Raw genomic sequence first — 22,155 nt, 5'->3', positions numbered from 1 at the left:
CGGCAAGGCATGACAACCTTCCTGGAATTCGAAAAGCCTGTCGCCGCGCTGGAAGCCCGCATCGTGGAGCTTCGCGAGGCCGCCGGCGAGGACGTGGACCTTTCAAACGAGATACAGCGGCTGGAACTGAAGAGCGCGCAATTGCTCGCCAGCACCTATGCCGCACTGACGCCTTGGCAGAAGACGCAGGTCGCGCGCCACGGCAGCCGCCCGCACTTCCGCGATTACATCGACCTGATGTTCACCGATTTCATGCCGCTGGGCGGGGACCGGTTCTATGGCGAGGATAACGCCATCGTGGGCGGCATGGCGCGGCTTGATGGCCGCAAGGTCATGGTGATCGGCCACGAGAAGGGCAACGATACGCAAAGCCGCATCAAGCACAATTTCGGCATGGGCAAGCCGGAGGGCTATCGCAAAGCGATCCGCCTGATGGAACTGGCCAGCCGCTTCGAACTCCCGGTCGTGACACTGGTGGATACCTCCGGCGCATTTCCCGGCATCGAGGCGGAAGAGCGCGGGCAGGCCGAGGCCATCGCGCGCAGCACCGAAGCCTGCCTGGCGCTGGAGACCCCGATGGTCGCCTGCATCGTGGGCGAGGGCGGTTCGGGCGGCGCTGTTGCGCTGGCGAGTGCCGAACGCGTGCTGATGCTGGAGCACGCCGTTTACTCCGTCATCAGCCCGGAAGGCTGCGCATCAATCCTTTGGCGCACGGCGGAGAAGGCTCCCGATGCGGCCGGCGCGATGAAGATGACCGCGCAGGACCTGCTGCAGCTGGGCGTGATCGACCGTATCGTGCCGGAACCCGTGGGCGGCGCCCACCGCGATCATGCCGGCGCGGCGGCAAACCTGTCCTCCGCCATCCGCGAGGAGCTGGAGATGCTGGGCGGCAAATCGGCCAAGCAATTGCAAAGACTGCGTGAAGAGCGATTCCTGCAGATCGGGACCGAGAAGAAGCGCCGCCGCCGCTAGCCGCGGCGATACGGGAACATCGCGGACGCCTGCGGGTTCGTTCGGGCAGAGATACCGGCGGTCTGTTCCAGGCCGCCATTGCCTGAGGGAGCCGAAGTATGAGCGTCAAGACAACTGCCCGCGTGAAGTCCGCCCTGTTTGCAGGGATTGCGACGCTTTCCCTTTCCGCCTGTGCGTCCGTGCCCGGTGCCAATGTCGCGCCCGGTACGCCAATCACCACGGAAGAGGCGCAGCTGGGTGCGAAATACCACCCGCAATTCGTGGCTGAATTCGGCGGCGAGATGACCGGCCCGCAGGCGACTTACGTGCGCCAGATCGGCCAGAACATCGCCGTGCAATCCGGCCTTTCGGGCGCGCGCAACGATTTCACGGTCACGCTGCTCAATTCCTCGGTCAACAACGCCTTCGCCGTGCCGGGTGGCTATGTCTATGTGACGCGCCAGCTGGTCACGCTGATGAATAACGAGGCAGAACTGGCCGGCGTGCTGGGCCATGAGGTCGGCCACGTCGCCGCACGCCACTCTGCCAAGCGGCAGGCCGCAGCTCAGCGCAATTCCGTGCTCGGCGTGCTCGGGGCAGTGCTGACCGGCGCGGTGCTGGGCAACAACCCGCTTGGCCAGCAGTTGCAGCAAGGCTTCCTGCAGGGTTCGCAGCTGCTGACGCTCCGCTATTCGCGCAGCCAAGAATTGGAAGCAGACGCTCTGGGCGTCGAATATCTGACCAGCGCCGGTTACGATCCGCGCGCCATGGGCACCGTGCTGCAGAGCCTCGCCGCGCAGAACGCGCTCGACGCTTCGCTGCAGGGCCGCGACGCGACGATCCCGGAATGGGCCAGCACCCACCCCGATCCCGCCAGCCGCGTGCAGAACGCGTTCAGCCTCGCGCAGCGCACCGGCGTGACCGGCGTCACCAACCGCGACACCTTCCTCTCCCGCATCGACGGCATGATCTATGGCGATGATCCGGAACAGGGCGTGATCGAAGGCCGCGCCTTCATCCACCCGGAACTGCGCCTCAGCTTCGTTGCGCCGGAAGGCTTCTACATGATCAACAGCACGCGCGCCGTTTCGGTAAACGGCAATGGCGGGCAGGCGCAGCTGACCACGGCGGCCTATAATGGCAATCTGGACAGCTACGTCACGCAGGTCTTTGCCTCGCTGGGCAACGAACAGCAGCAGATTCGCCCGCAATCGGTGCAGCGCACTTCGGTCAACGGGCTGACGGCCGCGGTGGGCCAGGCACGCGTCAACACCGGACAGAACAATGTGGATGTCACCGTGTTCGCTTACGAGTTCAGCAACAGCCAGGCGTTCCACTTCATCGGCATCACCCCGGCCGGCCAGTCGGGCGTGTTCAGCAGTATGTACCAGTCCATGCGCCGAATCAGCGCAGCGGAGGCCGCGCAGGTCATCCCGCGCCGGATTGACGTGATCACGGCGCGCAGCGGCGATACCGTCCAGTCCCTGTCACGCCGCATGGCTTACGACCGGGCGCAGGAAACGCGCTTCCGCGTGCTGAACGGCATGGGTTCCGGAGACCGGGTGGTGGCAGGTCAGAAGTACAAGATCGTAATCAAGTCCAACTGACGCGCCGCACGCTGCGGCACGGACAAAGGGGCGGGGCGCATATCGCGCTCCGCCCCTTTTCCTTTGCCGGAATGCAGTCCGGGCAAAAGAAAAGGGCGCCCGGTTTCCCGAGCGCCCTTCCTGTAAGCTACCGGTTTAACCCGGTCGTCTGATTAGACGTTGCCCTTCGACATCGTGGTCGAGACCTTGTTGAAGGTCGTGGACAGTTCGTTGCCGAGGCTCTGCATGGCAGTGATGGCAGCAACGGCGATCAGAGCGGCGATCAGGCCGTATTCGATTGCGGTGGCGCCCTGCTCGTCGCGGATCAGCTTGTTGAAAAACTTCATGGTCAGTCTCCTGGTTCGTATTCTTCGGTACCCGGCCCGCCATTGCCTCAGTAGAAGCTCTGATCGGACGTTTCCGGGGATAGGGTTCAAATGTTGAGAAATTCCTAACCCGGTGTTCGATTTTCCGACATCGAGTGGGGCTTAGACATTGCCCTTCATCGCGGTCGTCGTCTTCTTCTCGACATTGGTCCAGACGCCTTCATCGCTCGAACCGAGTTCTGCGATGCCGCCGGCAACAGCCAGGAAGACAAGAGCCAGGATCAGGCCATACTCGACCACCGTCGCGCCGCGTTCGCATTTTGCGATGCGGGCAAGAGTGAACATGAAACGCATGGGATTTCCCCTTTTCCGTGGTCCTGCACGGGTTTCTGGTCCCACATCCCTAAGATTTGGTTTACGCGGACCTCCGAAATGGAAAAAAATCCGACATGGATGGCAGTCGTCGCCGTGGCGATGGCGGATGGGGCAAGGCGCTGGCTGCTGCAGCAACGCCCTGCGGGCAAGCATCACGCGGGCCTATGGGAATTCCCCGGCGGCAAGGTGGAAAGCGCGGAATCCCCCCGCCGCGCGCTTGTCCGGGAGATTGCCGAGGAGCTGGGCGTGACGCTGGATGAGCATGCGCTCGTGCCGGCAGGCTTCGCCGAAGGGACCGGGGGATCGCCCGAAATGCCGATTGTCCTGTTTCTTTACACCTGCGCTTTTCCCGGCGGCGCGATCACGGCGCATGACGGGCAGGAATGGCGCTGGGCCACTGCGCAGGAGGCCGGAAGCCTGACCCTCGCCCCGATGGACCGGCAGCTGCTGCAATTTCTGCCCGGCTAGCCCTGTTTTGGCCAAAACAGGGCCAAAGAGGTGTTGCCAAGCCCGCATGCCCCGCTTATGTGCCGCCCCCTAGCGCGCGCCCGTAGCTCAGCTGGATAGAGTACCTGACTACGAATCAGGTGGCCGGAGGTTCGAATCCTTCCGGGCGCGCCAAACAAGGCCATCCTCCAACCGGAGGGTGGCCTTGTTTGGTTCTGTCATGGAGGATGCGGACTTCGCACTCGAAGCGCCGCAGGCGCGCAGAGGGCCAGAGCCGCGAAGCGGCGGCGGCCAATCCTTCCGGGCGCGCCATTATAAAGGCCAGTCACCCCTGCGGTGGCTGGCCTTTATAGTTTCGGGTCACGGCAGGTTCGAACTTCGGAGTCGGAGCCGCGCAGCGGCGGAGACGGGTGCGCGCGCAGCGCGTGCCCAATCCTTCCGGGCGCGCCGCCACACCAGCTGCCTCTTCCCTCACATCCAGCAATCGTGGAACCGCCCCTGCCGCTTCCGGTTAGTCCTGCAACAGCAGGAGAACACCGATGTCCCAAGATATTTTCGCCCGCCTCAAGGAAGACCACGACCATCATCGCGAGATCCTCGACAAGATGGCCGAGACGAGCGGCGAGACCGAGGAGCGCAAGCAGCTGCTCGAACAGTTCACGAAGGAAGTGAAGAGCCATGCGGCTGCCGAGGAGCAGGCGCTCTATTCCACCATGCTGCGCAAGCCGCCCACCACGGACGAGACGCGCCATTCCGTCGCCGAGCATCACGAGCTGAACGAGGCGCTGAACGATCTGGCTGCTACGGACATGTCCTCCAGCGCGTGGATGACCAAGTTCAAGCAGCTCGACCACGATTACCGCCACCACATCGAGGAAGAGGAAGAAGATCACTTCCCCGATTTCGAAAAGCACCTGACCGATGAAGACCGCGAGCACATGAAGTCCGTGTTCGATCGCCGCAAGAAGGCGGAAAAGGCCGAAGTCGAGGTCACGCCGGAAGAGGCGGAAGAAGCCAAGGAATGAGCCTGGCTGCACAGGGGGTCTGCAGCTTGTGAAAGAAGAGCCGGACAGCGAGTCGAAGCCGAAGCCGAAGCCCAAAGAGGTCTCGCGCCTGGAAGATGGCGTGGAGCCCGGTGTGTGGCGTTATGTCCATGCCGAGCGTGCGACCGTGATCGTGGACGCGGCGGATTATTTCGCCGCGATCCAGTCCAGCATGCTGAAGGCGCGGCGCCGCATCATGATGGTGGGTTGGGATTTCGATACCCGCATCCACCTGACCGAAGGGCGCCGCTGGTGGCAGCGGATCAGGACCAGCAAGTATCCCAGTCGCCTGGGCAGCTTCATCGTCTGGCTGACCAATCACCGCGACGACCTGGAAATCCGCATCCTGAAATGGAGTTTCGGGGTGTTCAAATTCGTCGTGCGCGGCGCGATGTGGGCGGATCTGCTGCGCTGGTTCCCCCATCGCCGCATCGACTTCAAATTCGACAATGCCCATCCCGTGGGTTGCAGCCACCACCAGAAGATCGTGGTGCTGGACAACCGGCTGGCCGTGTGCGGCGGCATCGATATGACCATGGAGCGCTGGGACACGCCCGACCATGACGAGCATAACGAGGCCCGCAAGACGCCGGACGGCGCTGAGTACGGCCCTTGGCACGATGCCACGATGATGATGGAAGGCGAGGTTGCCGGCGCGCTGGACGATCTTGGCCGCGATCGCTGGGTCAGGGCGGGCGGCAAACCGCTGGACGAAATCGAGCCTGCCGACCGCAGCCTGTGGCCGGACGGGCTGGACGTCATGTTCGAGGATGTGGAAATCGGCATCGCCCGAACCCGCGCGGCTTACCGCGAATGGGACGAGGTGCGCGAGATCGAGCAGCTGTTCCTCGACCACATCGCCCGCGCGAAGCGATTTATCTATATCGAAAGCCAGTACTTCGCATCGCGCGTGCTGACCGAGGCAATCGTCTCGCGGATGGAGGAGGAGGACCCGCCCGAAGTCTTCGTGGTCCATCCCGCCAATGCCGATGGCTGGCTGGAACAGCAGGCGATGGACCATGCCCGCGCCGAGCTGGTGCGCTGCATAGAGGAGGCGGACCATAAGCACCGCTTCTCCATCTGGGTGCCACATTCAGGCGAAACGCCGATCTACGTGCACGCCAAGATCATGATCGTGGATGACGAGGTGCTGCGCATCGGCTCGGCGAATTTCAACAACCGTTCGCTGGGGCTGGACAGCGAATGCGACCTGTTCATCGATACCGCCCGGCCAGGCAATGACAGGCACGGTGCCGCCATCGCAGGCCTGCGTCACGCCTTGCTGGGCGAACATGCCGGGCTGGACCCCGATGCCGTGGCGGAGGCGCTGGACACCCACGGCTCCATGAGCGGCATGGTCGACCATGCGGACAGCACCAACCATCGCAGCCTGCGCCGGTACCATCCGCCGGAGCTTGACGAGACGGAGGAGAAGCTCGCCCATTCGCAGCTGCTCGACCCCGAAAGCCCGGAAGACATGTTCGAACCGTTTGCGAAGGGCGGCCTATACCGTAAGGGGGGCCGGTTGCGGCGTCTCCGCAATCGCATCTTGCGCAAGGGGAATGGATGAATGGGTAGCCTGGTAGGTCCGGACGAAGACAATCCGATCGGGAAGCCTCCCGTGCCGGAAAACGTGCAGGACGCCATTCGCACCCTGATCGAATGGGCAGGTGACGATCCCACGCGCGAAGGCCTGCTGGATACGCCCGCCCGCGTTGCGCGCGCGTGGAAGGAATACTGCCTCGGCTACACCGAAGACCCGTCAGTGCACCTGTCGCGCGTGTTCGAGGAAGTCGGCGGTTACAACGAGATCGTGCTGCTGAAGGACATTCCCTTCCAGAGCCATTGCGAACACCACATGGCCCCGATCATCGGCAAGGCAGCCATCGCTTACCTGCCGACGGACCGCGTCGTGGGCATCTCGAAGCTCGCCCGCGTCCTCCACGGCTTTGCACGTCGCCTGCAGGTGCAGGAACGCCTGACGGCCGAAGTGGCGGACTGCATCTGGGAAAATCTGAAGCCGCAGGGTGTGGCCGTGGTTATCGACGCCCAGCACGCCTGCATGACCGCCCGCGGCGTGCGCACACCCGGCGTCGGCATGGTCACCAGCCGCATGATGGGCACCTTCCTGGAAGACCAGCGCAGCCGAAAGGAAGTGCTCAGCCTGATGGGCTACTGATTAAAATGGGCGCACTTTGCGCCGAGTTGAATGCTCACTCAAAAACTTGATTGAACGTTCAATCAAGTGGTGCTAATGCGTGGGCATGAACTCTGCGACACGCGACATCATCATCCGCACGGCGATGGACCTCTTCTGGGTCAAGGGATACCAGTCGACATCGATCTCGGACATTCTGAGCCGCAGCCAGGTCCATTCCGGCAGCCTCTACCATTTCTTCCCCGGGAAGCAGGACGTGCTTGTCGCGGTGCTCGAGACCTACCGTGACGAGATCGACGTCGGACTGCTCGACCATGCGTGGCAGGGCGTCGACGATCCAATCGACAAGATATTTGCCTTGCTCGCCGGCTATCGGATGCATCTGCTGACGACGGATTTCCAGTATGGCTGTCCCATCGGCGGTCTCGCCCTCGAAATCCATGAGCCGGACCCCCGCGTGAGGGAGCTTCTTGACCAGAATTTTCGGAATTGGGTCGACGCTGTCGAGAGTTGTCTGATCGAAGCGAAGGATCGCTTCCCAGGCGATCTTGACCGGCGCGCGCTGGCCGAATTCATCCTGACGATCATGGAAGGCGCAATCATGCAGGCCAAGACCGCGCGCGACATTGCGGTCTTCGACCGCAACGTGAGCGTTCTGCGCAATCATATGGATCTGCTTCAGCGGCAGGCCGAGCGCGCGTGAGGGATGGCGCCGCAGGGCCCGTCCTCATGTGAACACGCGGCTGGCGACCAGCAGGGAAGCGGACTTCAGCTGTATTCACGAAGGGGAGAATGACGATGGAAGTGAACTGGTTTGCTGTCATTGCGGCAGGTGTTTCCGCCTTCATGCTGGGCGGCATTTGGTATGGCCCGCTGTTCGGAAAGATGTGGCAGGCCGAAAACGGACTGTCCGACGAACAGCTTGCGGAAGGAAACATGGCGAAGATCTTCGGGCTGGCGCTTGTCCTGTCGCTGGTCGCTGCATTTGTCTTCGGAATGTTTCTCGGTCCGGATGTAGATGTACAGTTCGGCGCAATGGCAGGCTTTTCAGCCGGACTGTTCTGGGTCGGCGCAGCGCTTGGCATCGTCTATCTCTTTGAACGCCGCAGCCTGAAGCATTGGGCAATCAATGCGGGGTATGTGACGCTGCAATTCACGCTTTACGGCGTGATTTTCGGCTTGCTGTCCTGATCGGCGCGCCGGGAGTGAATGGCGATGGCGACACCTGAAGAACAAGCCGCATCGATGATTGCCAACCTGCCGGACAAGACCGGCAAGCCGCTTGGTGAATGGCTGGAACTCGTCGGACGGACACAGCTCGACAAGCACGGGAAGATCGTGATCTGGCTCAAAGCCGAATACGGGATCGGACACGGCTTCGCGAATTTGATCGCTGCGAAGGCGCTCGAAAGCGATCGTCCAACCGACCCGGTGGCGGACCAGTACTCCGGCGCAAAGGCCGCGCTCAAGCCGATCTATGATGCCATCGTGGCATTTGCAGAAGGGCTGGGCGACGATGTCGAGATTGCGCCGAAGAAAGCGAGTGTGAGCCTTCGGCGTGCCAAGCAGTTTGCGCTGATCACGCCGGCCACGAAGACTCGCATTGACCTTGGACTGGCCCTGAAGGGCGAGAAAGCCGGCGGGCGGCTGGAGACCTACAACGCCATGTGCTCTCACCGGGTGCGCCTGCAAATGCTCGAGGATTTCGACGACGATGTAAAGGGCTGGATGCACGAGGCGTACTCCCGCGCGGATTGAGGCCCCCGATCAAAAAAGGGCGCCGCAGCGGGCGCCCTTTTCGGTTTGGTCAGCTTGCGGGTTTGCTTACAGCTGGCCCAGCATGTGGTCCGCGCTGGAGACGTTGAAGTCGCCGGGCGCTTCCACGTTGATTTCCTTAACCACGCCGTCTTCCACGATCATGGAGTAACGCTGGCTGCGCTTGCCCATGCCGAAGCCGCTGCCGTCCATCGTCAGGCCCAGTGCTTCTGCCAGTTCGGCATTGCCGTCTGCCAGCATGGTCACGCTGCCTGCATCCGCGCTCTTGCCCCAGGCGTCCATCACGAAGGCATCGTTGACGGAGGTGCAGGCGATCTCATCCACGCCCTTGGCCTTCAGGTCGCCGGCCTTCTCGACATAGCCGGGCAGGTGCCGGGCGGAGCAGGTGGGGGTGAATGCACCGGGTACGGCGAACAGCGCCACTTTCTTGCCGGCGAAGTACTCGCCGCTCTGGATTTTCTCGGGGCCTTCGGCGCCGGGCTTAACCAGCGTCACATCGGGCAGCTTGTCGCCTACGGAAATTGCCATGTTGTCATCTAATCCTTCATCGTCCCGTCCGCCTCCCACATAGGGGAAGCCGCTGGCGAGACAAGGTTGCGCTTGGGGTTTGCCCTGCGCGCCCATCATCGCTATGTGGCCCGCCATACCCCGGCAGTGCACGGAGCCCCGGCACGCCTCCAGCCAAAACACGACAGGAGCACCCGCGCGTGACCGACACGAAGCATTCGCACGAATATATCATCAAGGACATCTCCATGGCGCAGTACGGCCATGACGAGATTGCCATCGCCAACACCGAAATGCCGGGCCTGATGGCCGTGCGCGAGGAATACGGTGCGGAGCAGCCGCTGAAGGGCGCGCGCATCACCGGTTCGCTGCACATGACCATCCAGACCGCCGTGCTGATCGAGACGCTGGTGGCGCTGGGCGCGGAAGTGCGCTGGGCAACCTGCAACATCTTCTCCACGCAGGACCACGCTGCCGCCGCCATCGCCGACCAGGGCATCCCGGTCTTCGCCGTGAAGGGTGAAAGCCTGGCCGATTACTGGGACTATGTCGGCCGCATCTTCGACTGGTCGACCGACAGCGATCCCGACCAGACCGCCAACATCATCCTGGACGATGGCGGCGATGCCACCATGTTCGCGCTGTGGGGCGCCCGCGTCGAAGCCGGCGAAGAACTGCCCGAGCCTGCCAATGCCGAGGAAATCGAATTCCAGCGCGCGCTGAAGGCCTATCTGAATGAAAAGCCGGGCTACCTCACAAAGAGCGTCCAGAACATCAAGGGCGTGTCCGAGGAAACCACCACCGGCGTCCACCGCCTGTACAGCCTGGCCAAGCAGGGCAAGCTGCCTTTCCCGGCCATCAATGTGAACGACAGCGTCACCAAGTCGAAGTTCGACAACCTCTACGGCTGCAAGGAATCGCTGGTCGACGCCATCCGCCGTGCCACCGACACCATGCTGGCCGGCAAGGTCGCTTGCGTCGCCGGCTTCGGCGACGTCGGCAAGGGTTCGGCAGATTCGCTCCGCAATGGCGGCGCGCGCGTGATGGTGACCGAAATCGACCCGATCTGCGCCCTGCAGGCGGCGATGGAAGGTTACGAGGTCGTGACGATGGAAGAGGCGACCAAGCGCGCCGACATCTTCGTCACCACTACCGGTAACGAAGACGTCATCACCGCCGACCACATGAAGGCGATGAAGCCGATGAGCATCGTGTGCAACATCGGCCACTTCGATTCCGAGATCCAGATTTCGGCGCTCGACAATTACGACTGGAAGGAACTGAAGCCGGGTACGGACGTGGTGACGTTCGACGATGGCAAGTCCATCATCATCCTGGCCAAGGGCCGCCTGGTGAACCTGGCCTGCGCAACGGGCCACCCCAGCTTCGTGATGAGCTGCTCCTTCACCAACCAGGTGCTGGCGCAGATCGAGCTGTGGAAGAACACCGACCAGTACGAAAACGACGTGTACGTCCTTCCCAAGCACCTCGACGAGAAGGTGGCCGCGCTCCACCTCGACAAGCTGGGTGTGAAGCTCACCCAGCTGAGCCAGCAGCAGGCCGATTACATCGGCGTGCCGGTGGAAGGCCCGTACAAGCCGGAGCACTATCGCTACTGATGTGAATCCCTGCGAAGGCAGGAATCTCCATCGGCCTTGGCGAGGCGCCGTGGGGAACCCCGGCCTTCGCCGGGGATCGCGGCAGAGACAAAAAGGGGCGATCCGGTGTATAACCGGGTCGCCCTTTTCGTATGTGCGGTTGCAACCTTCAGGCGCGCCGCATAGCTGTCGAAACATGGAATTGTCCCCCACTGCGCTGGTGCTGATCGGGCTGCTTCTGGCGGCGTGGACCGGTGCGGCAATGTGGGCGATCCTGTCAGCCCGGCGCGAAGTGGCAAAGGCGCGCGCGACGCGGGCTGCGGCGCGGCGTCTGGACCGGATGATTGCGGACAGCCCGGCCGTGCCGCTGCTGGTGAAGGCGGACGGGAAGCTGGAAGGGCCGGACCGGCTGGCCGCATGGCTGGGCCTGGATGCCATGCCCGGTTACCTGTCCGAGCTTGACCAGGCGCAGGTGGGCCTGACGGCCGACCACCTGGAGGAACTGCAGGAGGCGGTGCGCCGCACGCAGAAGACCGCCTCGCCTTTCTCCATGGTCGTGACCCCGCGCGGCTCCACGCGAAGCCTCGCCGTGCGCGGGCAGGCGGCCAATGCGCAGGTCGCGCCGCATGGTGCAGCGCTGCTGTGGTGGTTCGACTTCTCCGAAAGCCAGGGCGAATTGTCCCGCCTGCGCACCGAGACCGCGCGCGCCAAGAACGATTTCGCGGCGCTGGTCGGCCTGATCGAGGCCGCGCCCATGCCCATGTGGTTCCGCGGCCCGGATATGAAGCTGCGGCTGGTCAACTCCGCCTATGTCGATGCTGTGGGCGCGAAGGATGCCGCCACCGTTGTCGAAGGGCAGGTGGAGCTGGTCGAGGCGGTGGACGGGCTGGAAGCTGCGCAGGTCGCAGGCCAGGCGCGCGACCAGGACTTGCCGGTGGAACGCATCGTCAACGCCACCATCGGCACGCAGCGCCGTACCCTGCGCGTATCGGACCTGCCGCTGGGCGAGGAGGGCGTGGCCGGTTACGCCATCGATATCGAGGAAATGGAGGAGCAGGCCCGTGCCTTTCGTGCGTTCCGCGAGGCGCAGCGCAACATGCTGGACCAGCTTTCCATTGGCGTGGCGCAGTTCGATGGTGAGCGGCGCCTGGCCTTTGCCAACCAGCCGTTTCAGCGCATCTTTGGCATGCCCGCCGCCTGCCATGTCGACCCGCCCGCCTTCGACCGTTTCCTGGACATGGCGCGCGACAAGGCGCGCCTGCCCGAAACGCGCGACTTCCCGGCTTGGCGCGCGGAGCTGCGCGACTGGTTCACCACCGATGTGGCGCAGGAAGAGGCGTGGACACTGCCCGATGGCACGCACCTTCGCATCATCGCGCAGCCCATGCCCGATGGCGGGCTGGTGCTGGTGGCGGAGGACCGCTCCGAACAGCTGGCGCTGTCCGCCACGCGCGACACGCTGCTGCGCACCCGCACCGCCACTTTCGACAACCTGTTCGAATCGCTCGCCGTCTTCGCGCCCGATGGCCGCCTGCAGCTGTGGAACCGCAGCTTCGGCAAGCTGTGGGGACTGGAGGAGGAGCTGCTGGACCGGCACCCGCTGATCCAGACGCTGCTGGAAAAGCTTGCGGCCCAGCTCGCCCGCCCCGGCCAGCGCAAGGCCATCGGCGAAGTGGTGCGCTCCGCCACGCTGGACCGCCAGCAGAAGGGCGGACGCGTACAGCTGGCCGACGGCCGCACGCTGGAGTTTGCCGGCGTCCCGCTGCCCGATGGCAACGGCATGCTGACGTTGCTGGACGTCACCGACTCCGTCCGCTCCGAAACCGTGCTGCGCGAACGGGCCACCGCGCTGGAGGAAGCCGACGCGCTCAAGACCCGCTTCCTCGCCAACATGTCCTATGAATTCCGCACGCCGCTAACCTCCATCGGCGGATTTGCCGAACTGCTGCAATCGGGCGTCGCGGGCGCGCTGAGCGATCAGGGGCAGGAATATGTCGCAGCAATCGTCGCATCGGTGGAGCGGCTTTCCACCCAGATCGAAAGCGTGCTGGACCTGACGCAGAGCGAGGCGGGCCTGTTGCCCATGGCGCTGGACGAGGTGGACCTGCTGCAATTCGTCACCAATGTTGTGCGCGAGCGGGAGGAGGCGATCGAGGCAAAGGACCTTACGCTGGATTTGCGTGGCAGCCGCTCTGCCGGGAAGGCGCAGCTGGACCAGCGCCAGATGGCGCGCGCCGTGGGCAATGTGCTGGACAACGCCATCTCCGCCACGCCGCGCAAGGGCCGCATTCTTGTTTCGCTTGAACGCGGCAAGCAGGCGGCGCGGATCGTGGTTTCGGACAATGGCCCGGGCATGAACCCGGCAGAACTCTCCCGCGCGCTGGAAGGCCACCGCGTGGGCGCCGATGCAGAAGGGAAGGGCAAGCGCGGGCTCGGCCTCCCGCTCGCCCGCCAACTGGTGGAGGCTCATGGCGGCCGCCTGAACCTGCAGTCCGAAAAGGGCGCGGGGACCACTGTGACAATTGTGCTGCCGTGATTCTGCTTGGCTCCAACACCGCTCGTGCTGAGCCTGTCGAAGCACGCCAGCGCCACGCCAGCCTCGTTGGCGCTACGCGCCCTCTACGAGTCCGACAAGCTCAGGATGAGCGGAGGTAAGTGTGACTCACGACCTGCCCGATCTGGCCAGCATGGACGCTTTCGGACAGCGCATCGCACAGGTGATGCGCGTGGGCGATGTCATCTCGCTGTCCGGCGGGCTGGGCGCGGGCAAGACCACGCTGGCCCGCGCCATCATCGCCGCGCGCGGGCATCGCGGCGAAGTCCCGTCGCCCACCTTCACCATCGTGGAAGTCTATGACGACCTTGCCCCGCGACTGGTCCATGCCGATTTCTACCGGCTGGAAGATCCATCCGAAGCCGCCGAGATCGGGCTGGACGATTATCGCGACGGGGCAATCCTGATCGCCGAATGGCCTGAAAACGCGGGCGGCTTCGCGCAAGAGGCGGGCTGCCTGCAAATCACGCTGGAAACCGTGGGCGAGGGACGCAAGGCCATTGTCGCGGGCGGCGCCGCTTGGCAGGAACGCATGCCATGAGCGCACCAGATTCTGCCGAATTGCCCGATGGCATGCACGCCTTCCTTGCCGGATGTGGATGGGACGATGCGATGGTCGATCCGATCCCCGGCGATGCAAGCTTCCGGCGCTATTTCCGGCTGGCCCGCGCGGATGGGGACAGGGCGATGCTGATGCACGCCCCGCCGCCGCACGAGGACCCCGCGCCCTTCCTGCACGTCGCGAAATGGCTGGCGGAGCACGGCCAGCGCGCGCCCGCCATCTTTGCCGAGGATGCCGCGAAGGGCTGGGTGCTGACAGAGGATTTCGGCGACGATCGCATGCGCGACTGGCTGGACGAGCATCCGGCCGGTGAGACTGGAGCCTATGGCGCGGCGGTGGATGCGCTGGCCCGCCTGCACCGCGAGCCTGCAGGCCCGTTCCCGCCCTATGACATGGCGACATATTTGCGCGAGACGGACCTGTTCACCGAGTGGTATTGCCCGCTGGCAGGGCTGGAGGTCGACGGCGATGGCTGGCGCTCCGCGTGGGAAGAGGCGCTTGCCCCCATGATGCCGCGACAGGCGCCCGGCGTGACCGTGCTGCGCGATTACCATGCGGAGAACATCATGCTGCTCGGCCCCGCGAACGACGGGACGGGCGCACAGGGCCTGATCGATTTCCAGGACGCTCTTGCGGGCCATCCTGCCTACGACCTCGTCAGCCTGCTGCAGGATGCGCGGCGCGATGTCTCCGAGGAACTGGAAGCGCGAATGCTGGAGCGGTACGCGGCCGCAGCGCAGCCCGGCGCGGATTTTCGGGCCGATTACGCGCGGCTCGGCGCGCAGCGAAACGCCAAGATCGTGGGCATCTTCGCCCGGCTCAACACACGCGATGGCAAGCCGCGCTATCTCGGCATGATCCCCCGCGTCTGGGCCGCACTGGAGCGCGATCTGCAGCACCCGGCGCTTGCCCCCGTTCTGCAATGGTTCGATGCCAATATCCCGCAGGATGTGCGCGACAATCACGGGGGCAAATTGCAGTGAACGAACTCGCCAGCGATACCGCGATGGTGATGGCCGCCGGCATGGGAAAGCGCATGCGCCCGCTCACCGCCTCGCAGCCCAAGCCCATGGTGCGCGTGGCGGGCAAGCCCCTGATCGACCACGCGTTGGACCGGCTGGCCGATGCCGGCGTGACCAAGGCGGTGGTCAACGTCCATTATCTGGCCGATGCGCTGGAAGCCCATGTGCTGGAGCGCAAGATGCCGCGCGTCACCATCTCGGACGAGCGCGATCAGCTGCTGGAAACCGGCGGCGGGCTTGTGAAGGCGCAGCACGAACTGCCCGATCCCTTCTTCTGCCTCAATTCCGACAATATCTGGCTGGATGGCCCGGCCAGCGCCTTCCACGATCTCAGCCGCGCCTGGGATGCGGAGAAGATGGACGCGCTGCTATTGCTGGTGCCGCACACCGGCGCGCGCAATTTCGATGGCAAGGGCGATTTCCACATGGACGCCATGGGCCGGCTGATCCGGCGGCGATCGGGCCGCGTCGCGCCCTATATCTACACGGGCATCCAGCTGGTTTCGAAACGCCTGCTGCGCGATGCGCCCGAAGGTCCGTTCTCGACCAACATATTGTGGACCCGCGCGATGGAGGAAGGCAGGCTGTTCGGCGTGAGATTTACCGGCGAATGGTACGAAGTGGGCACGCCGCAGGCGATCCGCCCGACGGAAGAGGCGCTGAAGCTTGGCTGAGCGTCAGGCGCCGCAAGTCTATTCCATCGCCGCCCATCGCGGCTTTGCCGACGCACTGGTGGCGGGCCTGTTGCCGCGATACGCAGAGGATGGCTTCGGCCTCGCCCGGCTGACGCTGCTGCTGCCCTCCAGCCGCGCCGCGCGCACCTTGCAGGAGGCGTTTATCCGCCTGTCGGGTGCCGCGGATGAAAGCGGGGGCCTGCTGATGCCGCGCATGGCGGTGGTGGGGGACCTGGACCTCGACGAAACGCTCGGCCCGCTGCTCGATCCTCTGGGCATGGGCGCGGCGATCCCGCCTGCCGCCGATCCGCAGCGCCGCTGGTTCCGCATCGCGCAGTTCATGCCGGAGGCCTGCCGCAAGCTGGGCCGCGAGGTGCCGCCACCTGCCGCCCGGCTGCGGCTGGCGCGCGAAGTCGGCGCGGCGCTGGACCGCTTGCAGGTCGAGAATATCGATCCCGGCGCCTTGTGGGAGGAGCGGGTCGCGCAGGTGCTGGCCGAGATGGCGGACCACTGGAAGGCCAATACGGCGTTGTTCCACCTGCTCGTGACCGAATGGCAGGCCGAATTGCGCGAGCGCGGCGAAGTGGATGCCGCCACCCGCCGCAACCGCCTGTTCGCACATGCTGCCGAGCGGTGGCGCGCCAATCCGCCGGAAACGCCCATCGTCGCAGCCGGCGTAACCAGCGCCGCGCCGGAACTGGCGAACCTGCTCCGCGTGGTCAGCGAGTTGCCGCGCGGGGCGGTGGTGCTGCCCGATCTCGACCTGTCGATGGACGATGCCGTCTGGACAGAGCTGGGCAGTGCGGGCGATCCCGATGGCGAGACGTTGCTGGGCGCAGGCGATGCGGTCACCCATCCGCAATATCACCTGAAGCTGCTGCTCAATCGCATGGGCGTAAACCGGGGCGAGGTGCAGCAATGGCACCGCGCCGGGCTCGGCAAGGGCCCGCCGGAGCGCAGCCATGCGATTTCCAACCTCTTCCTGCCGCCCGAAGCGAGCAAGGGCTGGGTGGACCTCGAGGCAAAGGAACGGCGCCTGTCCGGCGTGCGAATCATGAACACGGCCAATCCGGAGCATGAGGCGCAGTCCATCGCCCTGCTGGTGCGACAGGCGATTGCCGAGCCGGAGAGGCGCGTGGCGGTCGTCACGCCGGACCGCTCGCTGGCGCAGCGCGTGGTGCATCACTTGCGCCGCTGGAACATCGCGGCGGACGATTCCGCCGGGCGGCCGCTATCGCAGACGGTTGCCGGGCGGCTGTTCCTGCTGCTGGCCGATGCCGCCGCGCAGGAATTGCAGCCCGTGCCGCTGATGGCGCTGCTGCAGCATCCCTATGCCGGAGGGCAGGATGCCGAGGCGCGCGAGGCATGGCTGCGCAATGCGCGCCTGCTCGACCGCAAGCTGCGCGGCCCGCGCCCCGCGCCGGGGCTGGAGCCGCTGCGCGCGCATATCGCCAGCATCGTGGCCAGGGGAGAGGACGGCGCGCGTGGCTGGTGGGCGGAGGTGGAGGCTGTCGTGTCCCCGCTGCTGGCGCTTGGCGCGAAGGAAAGTGCCCCTCTGTCGGAGATCGTGGACACGCTGGTCGCCTGTGCGGAGCAGCTTTGCGGCACGCGCATCTGGGCGCGGGAGGATGGGCGCACCCTGTCGCGCTTCGTCGGGGACATGCAGGTCCATGCGCGCGAATGCGGGCCGGAGCTGTCGCTGGAGGATGCCGTGGCCGTGCTGCGCGAGGCGATGGACGCCGTCGCCGTGCGCCCGCCCTTCGGCGGCCATCCGCGCGTCGCCATTTACGGCCTGCTGGAAGCACGCATGACGCGGGCGGACCTGGTGATCTGCGCCGGGCTGAACGAGGGGACATGGCCGGGTACGCCCGCGACAGACCCGCTGCTCGCGCCGCCATTGCTGCGCGCGCTGGGCGTGCCGGGCGGCGATTTCCGCATCGGTCTGTCCGCGCATGACCTTGCCGGACTGCTCGGCGCGCCGGAAGTCGTGCTCTCCCGCGCGGCCCGCAACGCCGAGGGCCCGGCGATCCCCAGCCGCTTCCTGCTGCGGGTGCAGGCGTTGCTGGGTGATCTGCTGAAGGATTACCGCGAGACGGATATTCCCGAGCTGGCGGAGGCGCTGGATTATGCGCCGCCCGCCGAGGCCTATCCGCGGCCCGAGCCGAAGCCGTCCAGCGTCCAGCGACAGGTTGCGATGCGCGCGACCTCGCTCGATAATTTGCGCTCCGATCCCTACCAATTCTACGCCAACGCCATCCTCGGCCTCTCCGCCATGGAGGGTCTGGACGAGGAGCCATCCGCCGCGTGGAAGGGGACGGCGGCGCATGAAATCCTGAAACGCTGGCACGAGAATGGTGGGCGGATCGAGGACATCGCCGATGCTGTGCTGGCAGAGGAGAATGCTCACCCGCTGATGGCCGGCCTGTGGCGTCCACGCCTCGTCGCCGCGCTGGAATGGGTGGTGCAGGAAGTCTCCGCGCAGGATGGCCGCAAGGTGCTGGCGTGGGAGGAGAAGGGCGAGTGGATGTATCGCGGCGTCACCATCCGCGGCCGGGTGGACCGGGTCGACCGGCTGGTGGACGGCTCGCTCGCCATAGTGGATTACAAGACCGGCGGCCCGCCCAGCGGCAAGATGGTGGAGCAGGGCTACGCCTTGCAGCTCGGCATCATGGGCCTGATGGCGCAAGGCGGCGCGTTCGATGGCGTGGAGGGCGACCCCGCGGCGTTCGAATATTGGAGCCTTGCGAAGAAGGCTGACCAGTTCGGCTATGTCGCCAGCCCGGTGAAGGAGAACGCGCGCCAGAGCGGCCTGCCGCTGGAGGATTTCCTTCCGGTCACGAAGGCCTATCTCGACGATGCCATCGACCGCTGGATTGCGGGCAATGAGGCCTTCACCGCGCGGCTGAACCCCGACGTTCCGGTCTATAACGATTACGACCAGCTGATGAGGCTGGACGAATGGTTCGCGCGTGAGGACGACGCCAACGAAGAGGGGGACCCGGCATGAGCGGCGAAGTCTATCCCCTCGCCGGCGAGCAGCAGAAGGCCGTCGACCCGCAGGACAGCATCTGGCTCTCCGCTTCGGCCGGCACGGGGAAGACGCAGGTCCTCTCCGCCCGTGTGCTGCGCCTGCTGCTGCAACCCGGCATTGGTCCCTCGCAGATCCTGTGCCTGACCTTTACCAAGGCGGGCGCGGCGGAAATGGCGACGCGCATCAACGAGGTGCTGGCCCGCTGGGTGCGGCTGCCGGACGACAGGCTGGGCATCGAGCTGGGCAATATCGGTGCGCCGATCACGCCGGACACCCGCGCCCGCGCTCGCACGCTGTTCGCCAAGGTTCTCGATTGCCCGGGCGGGGGCCTGCGGATTGATACGATCCACGCCTTCTCGCAATGGCTGCTCTCCGCCTTCCCGGAAGAGGTCGGGCTCACCCCGGGCACCCGCGCGATGGAGGACCGGGACCGCGACCTGCTGGCGCGCGATGTGCTGGCGGACATGCTGGTGGAGGCGGAGCGGGCGCAGGACACGGCTACGCTGGAAACCATCGCGCTGCTCAGCCGCAGGCTCGGCCCCGATGCCGTGCAGGGCTTCCTGATGCGCTGCGCCGATGCGCGCGCCGCGTGGATCGGCCACGGCGCATGGCGGCCGCCAATGGCGGGCCGCGTGAAGCAATTGCTTGGCATGCCCGCCGATGCGGACGAGGCGTGGGTGGCTGAGGCGTGCAGCGACGAGGCCTTCCCGGTGGACGCCATGCGCGGCCTGCTGCCTGCGCTTGAAGGCTGGCAGACCAAAGCGGCGGACACGATCCGCGATTTTACGACGCGCTGGCTGGAGATGACACCGGCGGAGCGGGCCGAGGCGTTGGACGGTTTCTCGCAGCGCAATTGCATCCTGAAGAAGGACGGCGATCCCACCATCAACAAGGGGGCGGAAAAGAACGATCCGTCCTTTGGCGACAAGCAGCAGAACATCGCCGATGCCGTTCGCGAAGTGCGCGGGCGCAGGGCGCTGCTGGAGCTCGCAGGCTGGCTCGCCCCCGCGCTGGAGCTGGGCCGGATATTCGCACTGGCCTGGGACGAGGCGAAACAGCGCGAAGGCTATATCGATTTCGATGACCAGATCCGCAAGGCTGCGCGCCTGCTGGGCGATGGCAACCTTGGCCCGTGGATCCGCTACAAGCTGGACCGGCAATTCGACCATGTCCTGATCGACGAGGCGCAGGATACCAATGCCGCGCAATGGTCCATCGTGGAGGCGCTGACGGGCGAATTCTTCAGCGGGCTTGGCCAGCGGGGCGAGCGGCTGCGCACCATCTTCGTGGTCGGCGATTACAAGCAGGCTATCTTCCGCTTCCAGGGCACGAGCCCGGAGAATTTCGAGGCGGCCCGCCTGCGCTTCCGCCGCGAAATGGACGAGGCCGCTGCCAATGCCGAGGCGCTGCGTGACCCGAATATCCAGCCGCGCAAGCTGGAGGAATTCGGCCTCGACCAGAGCTTCCGCACCGCACAGGACATCCTCGATTTCGTGGACAAAGCGGTGGCAGCGGTCGGCTGGCAGGCGATCGGCCTGCGCGAGCCGCCCGGAAAGCACAGCGCCTTCAATTCGGGCCTGCCCGGCCAAGTCGTGATCTGGCCCCCGGTGGGCGGGGAGGAAGACCGCGAGGCATCGGGCGAGGAGGGCGCGGAAGGCTGGCTCTCGCGCCCCGAACGCGTGCTGGCGGACCGGATCGCGCGGCAGGTCAGGGCGTGGATGGATACCGGCTTCCCGCTGCTGAAAGGGCAGGACGGCAAGCCGCGCCGCGCTGGGCCGGGAGATATCATGGTGCTGGTGCGCAAGCGCCGCGACCTTGCCGGGCTGATCGTGGCTCGCCTATATGCGCGCGGCGTGCCGGTGGCAGGGGTGGACCGGCTGCGGCTGGGCGCCCCGCTGGCGGTGAAGGATTTGATGAGCGCGCTGCGTTTCGCAGCCCAGCCGCTGGATGACCTGGAGCTGGCGAACCTCCTCGTCTCCCCGCTGGTCGGCTGGTCGCAGGATGACCTGCTGGAGCATGCATATCGGCCGGACAAGCGCTCGCTCTGGCGGCATCTGCGGCGCGGAGACGCTGCGCCAAAGGTGCGGGAAACCGTTGAGAAGCTGAACGAATTGTTGGCGCGCGCGGACTTCGAAACGCCGCTGGCGCTGCTGCACTGGATGCTGACCGAAGGCTGGCAGGGGCGCCGCAAACTGGTCACGCGTCTGGGCACGGAAGCGAACGATCCGATCGACGAACTGCTCGGCGCGGCGCAGAAATATGCCGCCACCCACACCGCCAGCCTGACGGGTTTCATCCACTGGTTCGATGCCGGCGACGGGGAGCTGAAGCGCGAGGCGGGCGCGGGCGAGGGGCTGGTGCAGGTGATGACCGTGCACGGATCCAAAGGGCTGGAGAAACCCATCGTTATCCTGGCTGATGCTGCTGGCAGGCCCGGCGGCATGGGCCCGGAAGTGACGCTGGAAGAGGCCGAGGCACGCGGGCTGGAACAGCTGATGGAGAAGCACGAGATCCCAATCCCGCGCCTGCCATCCGCCGACCGTGCCGGTCCCGTGGCCGAGGCGCATGACGCCGCCACGGCAGCGGAGCTGGAGGAGCACTGGCGCCTGCTTTACGTCGCCATGACCCGTGCGGAGGAGGCGCTGTTCATCGCCGGATCGCTCGGCTCGCGCGACAAGGCGCCGCATGAGGATAGCTGGTATGCCCGGCTCGATCCGTTGTTCAATGGCGACTGGCAGGATGATCCCATCTGGCATGGCCGCAAGATGCTCGGCAGCGCGCGCAGTGACATGCCCGGTGCCTCCGGCGCGGCGAAGGGCAGGGACGATACAAAGGCGTCCGCATTGCCGGATTGGGCGGTGCGGCCCGTTGGCGCAGAGCCGCGCCCGCCGCGTCCGCTCGCGCCGTCCAGCGCCGGGGCGGATGACAGTCCCGCGCCGCCATTCCCGCCGGGCGGGGATGCCGATGCGGCCCGTCGCGGCGTTTTGATCCATGCGCTGCTGGAGCGCCTGCCGGATGTCCCCGCGGACGAGCGGGAGGCACGCGCGCTCGACTGGCTGGCGCGCCATGCGGGTGACATGGACGAGGGCTATCGCGCCGAAATGGTCGCCAATGCGCTGGGCGTGTTGGCGCAGGACGGTTGGGCCGCGATCTTCGGGCCCGGCGCGCTGGCCGAAGTACCGCTCGCTGCGACGGTGGACGGGCAGGTCATAGCCGGCACGGCGGACCGCCTGCTGGTGGAGGAGGACCGCGTGCTGGTGGTCGATTTCAAGACCGCGCGGCGTCCGCCGGAAAGCCTCGACCAGGTGCCCTCCGGCACTCTGGCTCAAATGGGCGCCTATGCCGCTGCGCTGGGCGTGATCTTCCCGGGCAAGCGCGTGGAGGCAGCCGTGCTCTATACGCAGACCCCGCAGCTGATCGCGATTCCGGGCGAAATGCTGGCCGCAAACAAGCCCCGCTTGCGCGAAGGTGTGGAAAGCTTTCGCGCCTGACGTGTTGTCTAAGCGTGTGCCGCGCCTAGATGGGGCGGCGAAACGAGACGAAAT

The 22,155-nt window shown here is 65.6% G+C and carries 19 protein-coding genes and 1 tRNA gene; 17 read left to right on the top strand and 3 right to left on the bottom strand.

The genetic code is table 11. The features are described from left to right. Positions 1–9: 9 nt before the first annotated feature. The gene (locus A6F65_RS09355) at positions 10–972 is read left to right on the top strand and encodes an acetyl-CoA carboxylase carboxyltransferase subunit alpha (RefSeq protein ID WP_067788098.1); all 963 of its coding nucleotides are present in this window, start codon (positions 10–12) and stop codon (positions 970–972) included. A gap of 98 nt (positions 973–1,070) precedes the next feature. After that, positions 1,071–2,558: a M48 family metalloprotease gene (locus tag A6F65_RS09350; RefSeq protein WP_067788096.1), complete on the top strand. Its 1,488-nt coding sequence runs from the start codon at positions 1,071–1,073 to the stop codon at positions 2,556–2,558. A 152-nt stretch (positions 2,559–2,710) separates the two neighbouring features. On the opposite strand, the gene A6F65_RS09345 is transcribed toward A6F65_RS09350, so the two are convergent. Continuing rightward, entirely contained in the window at positions 2,711–2,884 is a 174-nt protein-coding gene (locus A6F65_RS09345) for a Flp family type IVb pilin (RefSeq protein WP_067788093.1), read from the bottom strand. A gap of 141 nt (positions 2,885–3,025) precedes the next feature. Further along, complete coding sequence (locus A6F65_RS09340) at positions 3,026–3,217, bottom strand: Flp family type IVb pilin (protein ID WP_067788091.1); 192 nt, start codon at positions 3,215–3,217, stop codon at positions 3,026–3,028. Positions 3,218–3,295: 78 nt separating this feature from the next. On the opposite strand from A6F65_RS09340, the gene A6F65_RS09335 reads away from it, so the two are divergent. The 8 genes from A6F65_RS09335 to A6F65_RS09300 all read left to right on the top strand — a co-directional run bounded on the left by A6F65_RS09335 (position 3,296) and on the right by A6F65_RS09300 (position 8,644). Then, on the top strand, positions 3,296–3,706 hold the full coding sequence (locus A6F65_RS09335; protein WP_157093107.1) for a (deoxy)nucleoside triphosphate pyrophosphohydrolase: 411 nt from the start codon (positions 3,296–3,298) through the stop codon (positions 3,704–3,706). 76 nt (positions 3,707–3,782) lie between these two features. Next, positions 3,783–3,859, top strand: a tRNA-Arg gene (locus tag A6F65_RS09330). 365 nt (positions 3,860–4,224) lie between these two features. Continuing rightward, positions 4,225–4,710, top strand: coding sequence for a hemerythrin domain-containing protein (locus A6F65_RS09325; protein WP_067788089.1), 486 nt, complete (start codon positions 4,225–4,227; stop codon positions 4,708–4,710). Positions 4,711–4,738: 28 nt separating this feature from the next. Then, entirely contained in the window at positions 4,739–6,298 is a 1,560-nt protein-coding gene (locus tag A6F65_RS09320; protein ID WP_083989409.1) for a phospholipase D-like domain-containing protein, read from the top strand. Next, a complete protein-coding gene (folE, locus tag A6F65_RS09315) occupies positions 6,299–6,907 on the top strand; it encodes a GTP cyclohydrolase I FolE (RefSeq protein ID WP_067788086.1) in 609 nt (202 codons plus the stop codon). It begins immediately after the preceding gene. Positions 6,908–6,992: 85 nt separating this feature from the next. Continuing rightward, complete coding sequence (locus A6F65_RS09310) at positions 6,993–7,589, top strand: TetR/AcrR family transcriptional regulator (protein WP_067788083.1); 597 nt, start codon at positions 6,993–6,995, stop codon at positions 7,587–7,589. 89 nt (positions 7,590–7,678) lie between these two features. Then, positions 7,679–8,077 (top strand): DUF1761 domain-containing protein, encoded by a 399-nt coding sequence (locus A6F65_RS09305; protein WP_067788080.1) that lies wholly within the window; start codon positions 7,679–7,681, stop codon positions 8,075–8,077. 18 nt (positions 8,078–8,095) lie between these two features. Next, positions 8,096–8,644 carry a DUF4287 domain-containing protein gene (locus tag A6F65_RS09300; protein WP_237164802.1) on the top strand — a complete coding sequence of 183 codons (549 nt, stop codon included), beginning with the start codon at positions 8,096–8,098 and terminating at the stop codon, positions 8,642–8,644. A 66-nt stretch (positions 8,645–8,710) separates the two neighbouring features. On the opposite strand, the gene A6F65_RS09295 is transcribed toward A6F65_RS09300, so the two are convergent. Continuing rightward, complete coding sequence (locus A6F65_RS09295) at positions 8,711–9,190, bottom strand: peroxiredoxin (protein ID WP_067788078.1); 480 nt, start codon at positions 9,188–9,190, stop codon at positions 8,711–8,713. Between the two features lie 179 nt (positions 9,191–9,369). On the opposite strand from A6F65_RS09295, the gene ahcY reads away from it, so the two are divergent. From ahcY to addA, 7 genes are all read left to right on the top strand, one after another. Next, positions 9,370–10,788: an adenosylhomocysteinase gene (gene ahcY / locus A6F65_RS09290; RefSeq protein ID WP_157093106.1), complete on the top strand. Its 1,419-nt coding sequence runs from the start codon at positions 9,370–9,372 to the stop codon at positions 10,786–10,788. Positions 10,789–10,963: 175 nt separating this feature from the next. After that, positions 10,964–13,303, top strand: a complete 2,340-nt coding sequence (locus A6F65_RS09285) for a PAS domain-containing sensor histidine kinase (protein WP_067788076.1) — start codon at positions 10,964–10,966, stop codon at positions 13,301–13,303. Positions 13,304–13,424: 121 nt separating this feature from the next. Then, positions 13,425–13,862: a tRNA (adenosine(37)-N6)-threonylcarbamoyltransferase complex ATPase subunit type 1 TsaE gene (gene tsaE / locus A6F65_RS09280; protein WP_083989406.1), complete on the top strand. Its 438-nt coding sequence runs from the start codon at positions 13,425–13,427 to the stop codon at positions 13,860–13,862. Next, positions 13,859–14,866: an aminoglycoside phosphotransferase family protein gene (locus A6F65_RS09275; RefSeq protein WP_067788074.1), complete on the top strand. Its 1,008-nt coding sequence runs from the start codon at positions 13,859–13,861 to the stop codon at positions 14,864–14,866. The genes tsaE and A6F65_RS09275 overlap by 4 nt, the downstream gene beginning before the upstream one ends. Continuing rightward, entirely contained in the window at positions 14,863–15,579 is a 717-nt protein-coding gene (locus A6F65_RS09270) for a nucleotidyltransferase family protein (protein ID WP_205631872.1), read from the top strand. Before A6F65_RS09275 ends, A6F65_RS09270 begins: the two co-directional genes overlap by 4 nt. Next, a complete protein-coding gene (gene addB / locus A6F65_RS09265; protein ID WP_067788072.1) occupies positions 15,572–18,586 on the top strand; it encodes a double-strand break repair protein AddB in 3,015 nt (1,004 codons plus the stop codon). Before A6F65_RS09270 ends, addB begins: the two co-directional genes overlap by 8 nt. Further along, complete coding sequence (gene addA, locus A6F65_RS09260) at positions 18,583–22,101, top strand: double-strand break repair helicase AddA (protein WP_067788068.1); 3,519 nt, start codon at positions 18,583–18,585, stop codon at positions 22,099–22,101. Before addB ends, addA begins: the two co-directional genes overlap by 4 nt. Positions 22,102–22,155: the final 54 nt, after the last annotated feature.

It is taken from the genome of Paraurantiacibacter namhicola (genome assembly GCF_001687545.1).
Lineage (GTDB): Bacteria > Pseudomonadota > Alphaproteobacteria > Sphingomonadales > Sphingomonadaceae > Paraurantiacibacter > Paraurantiacibacter namhicola.
This window is presented reverse-complemented; position numbering and strand designations above follow the sequence as displayed.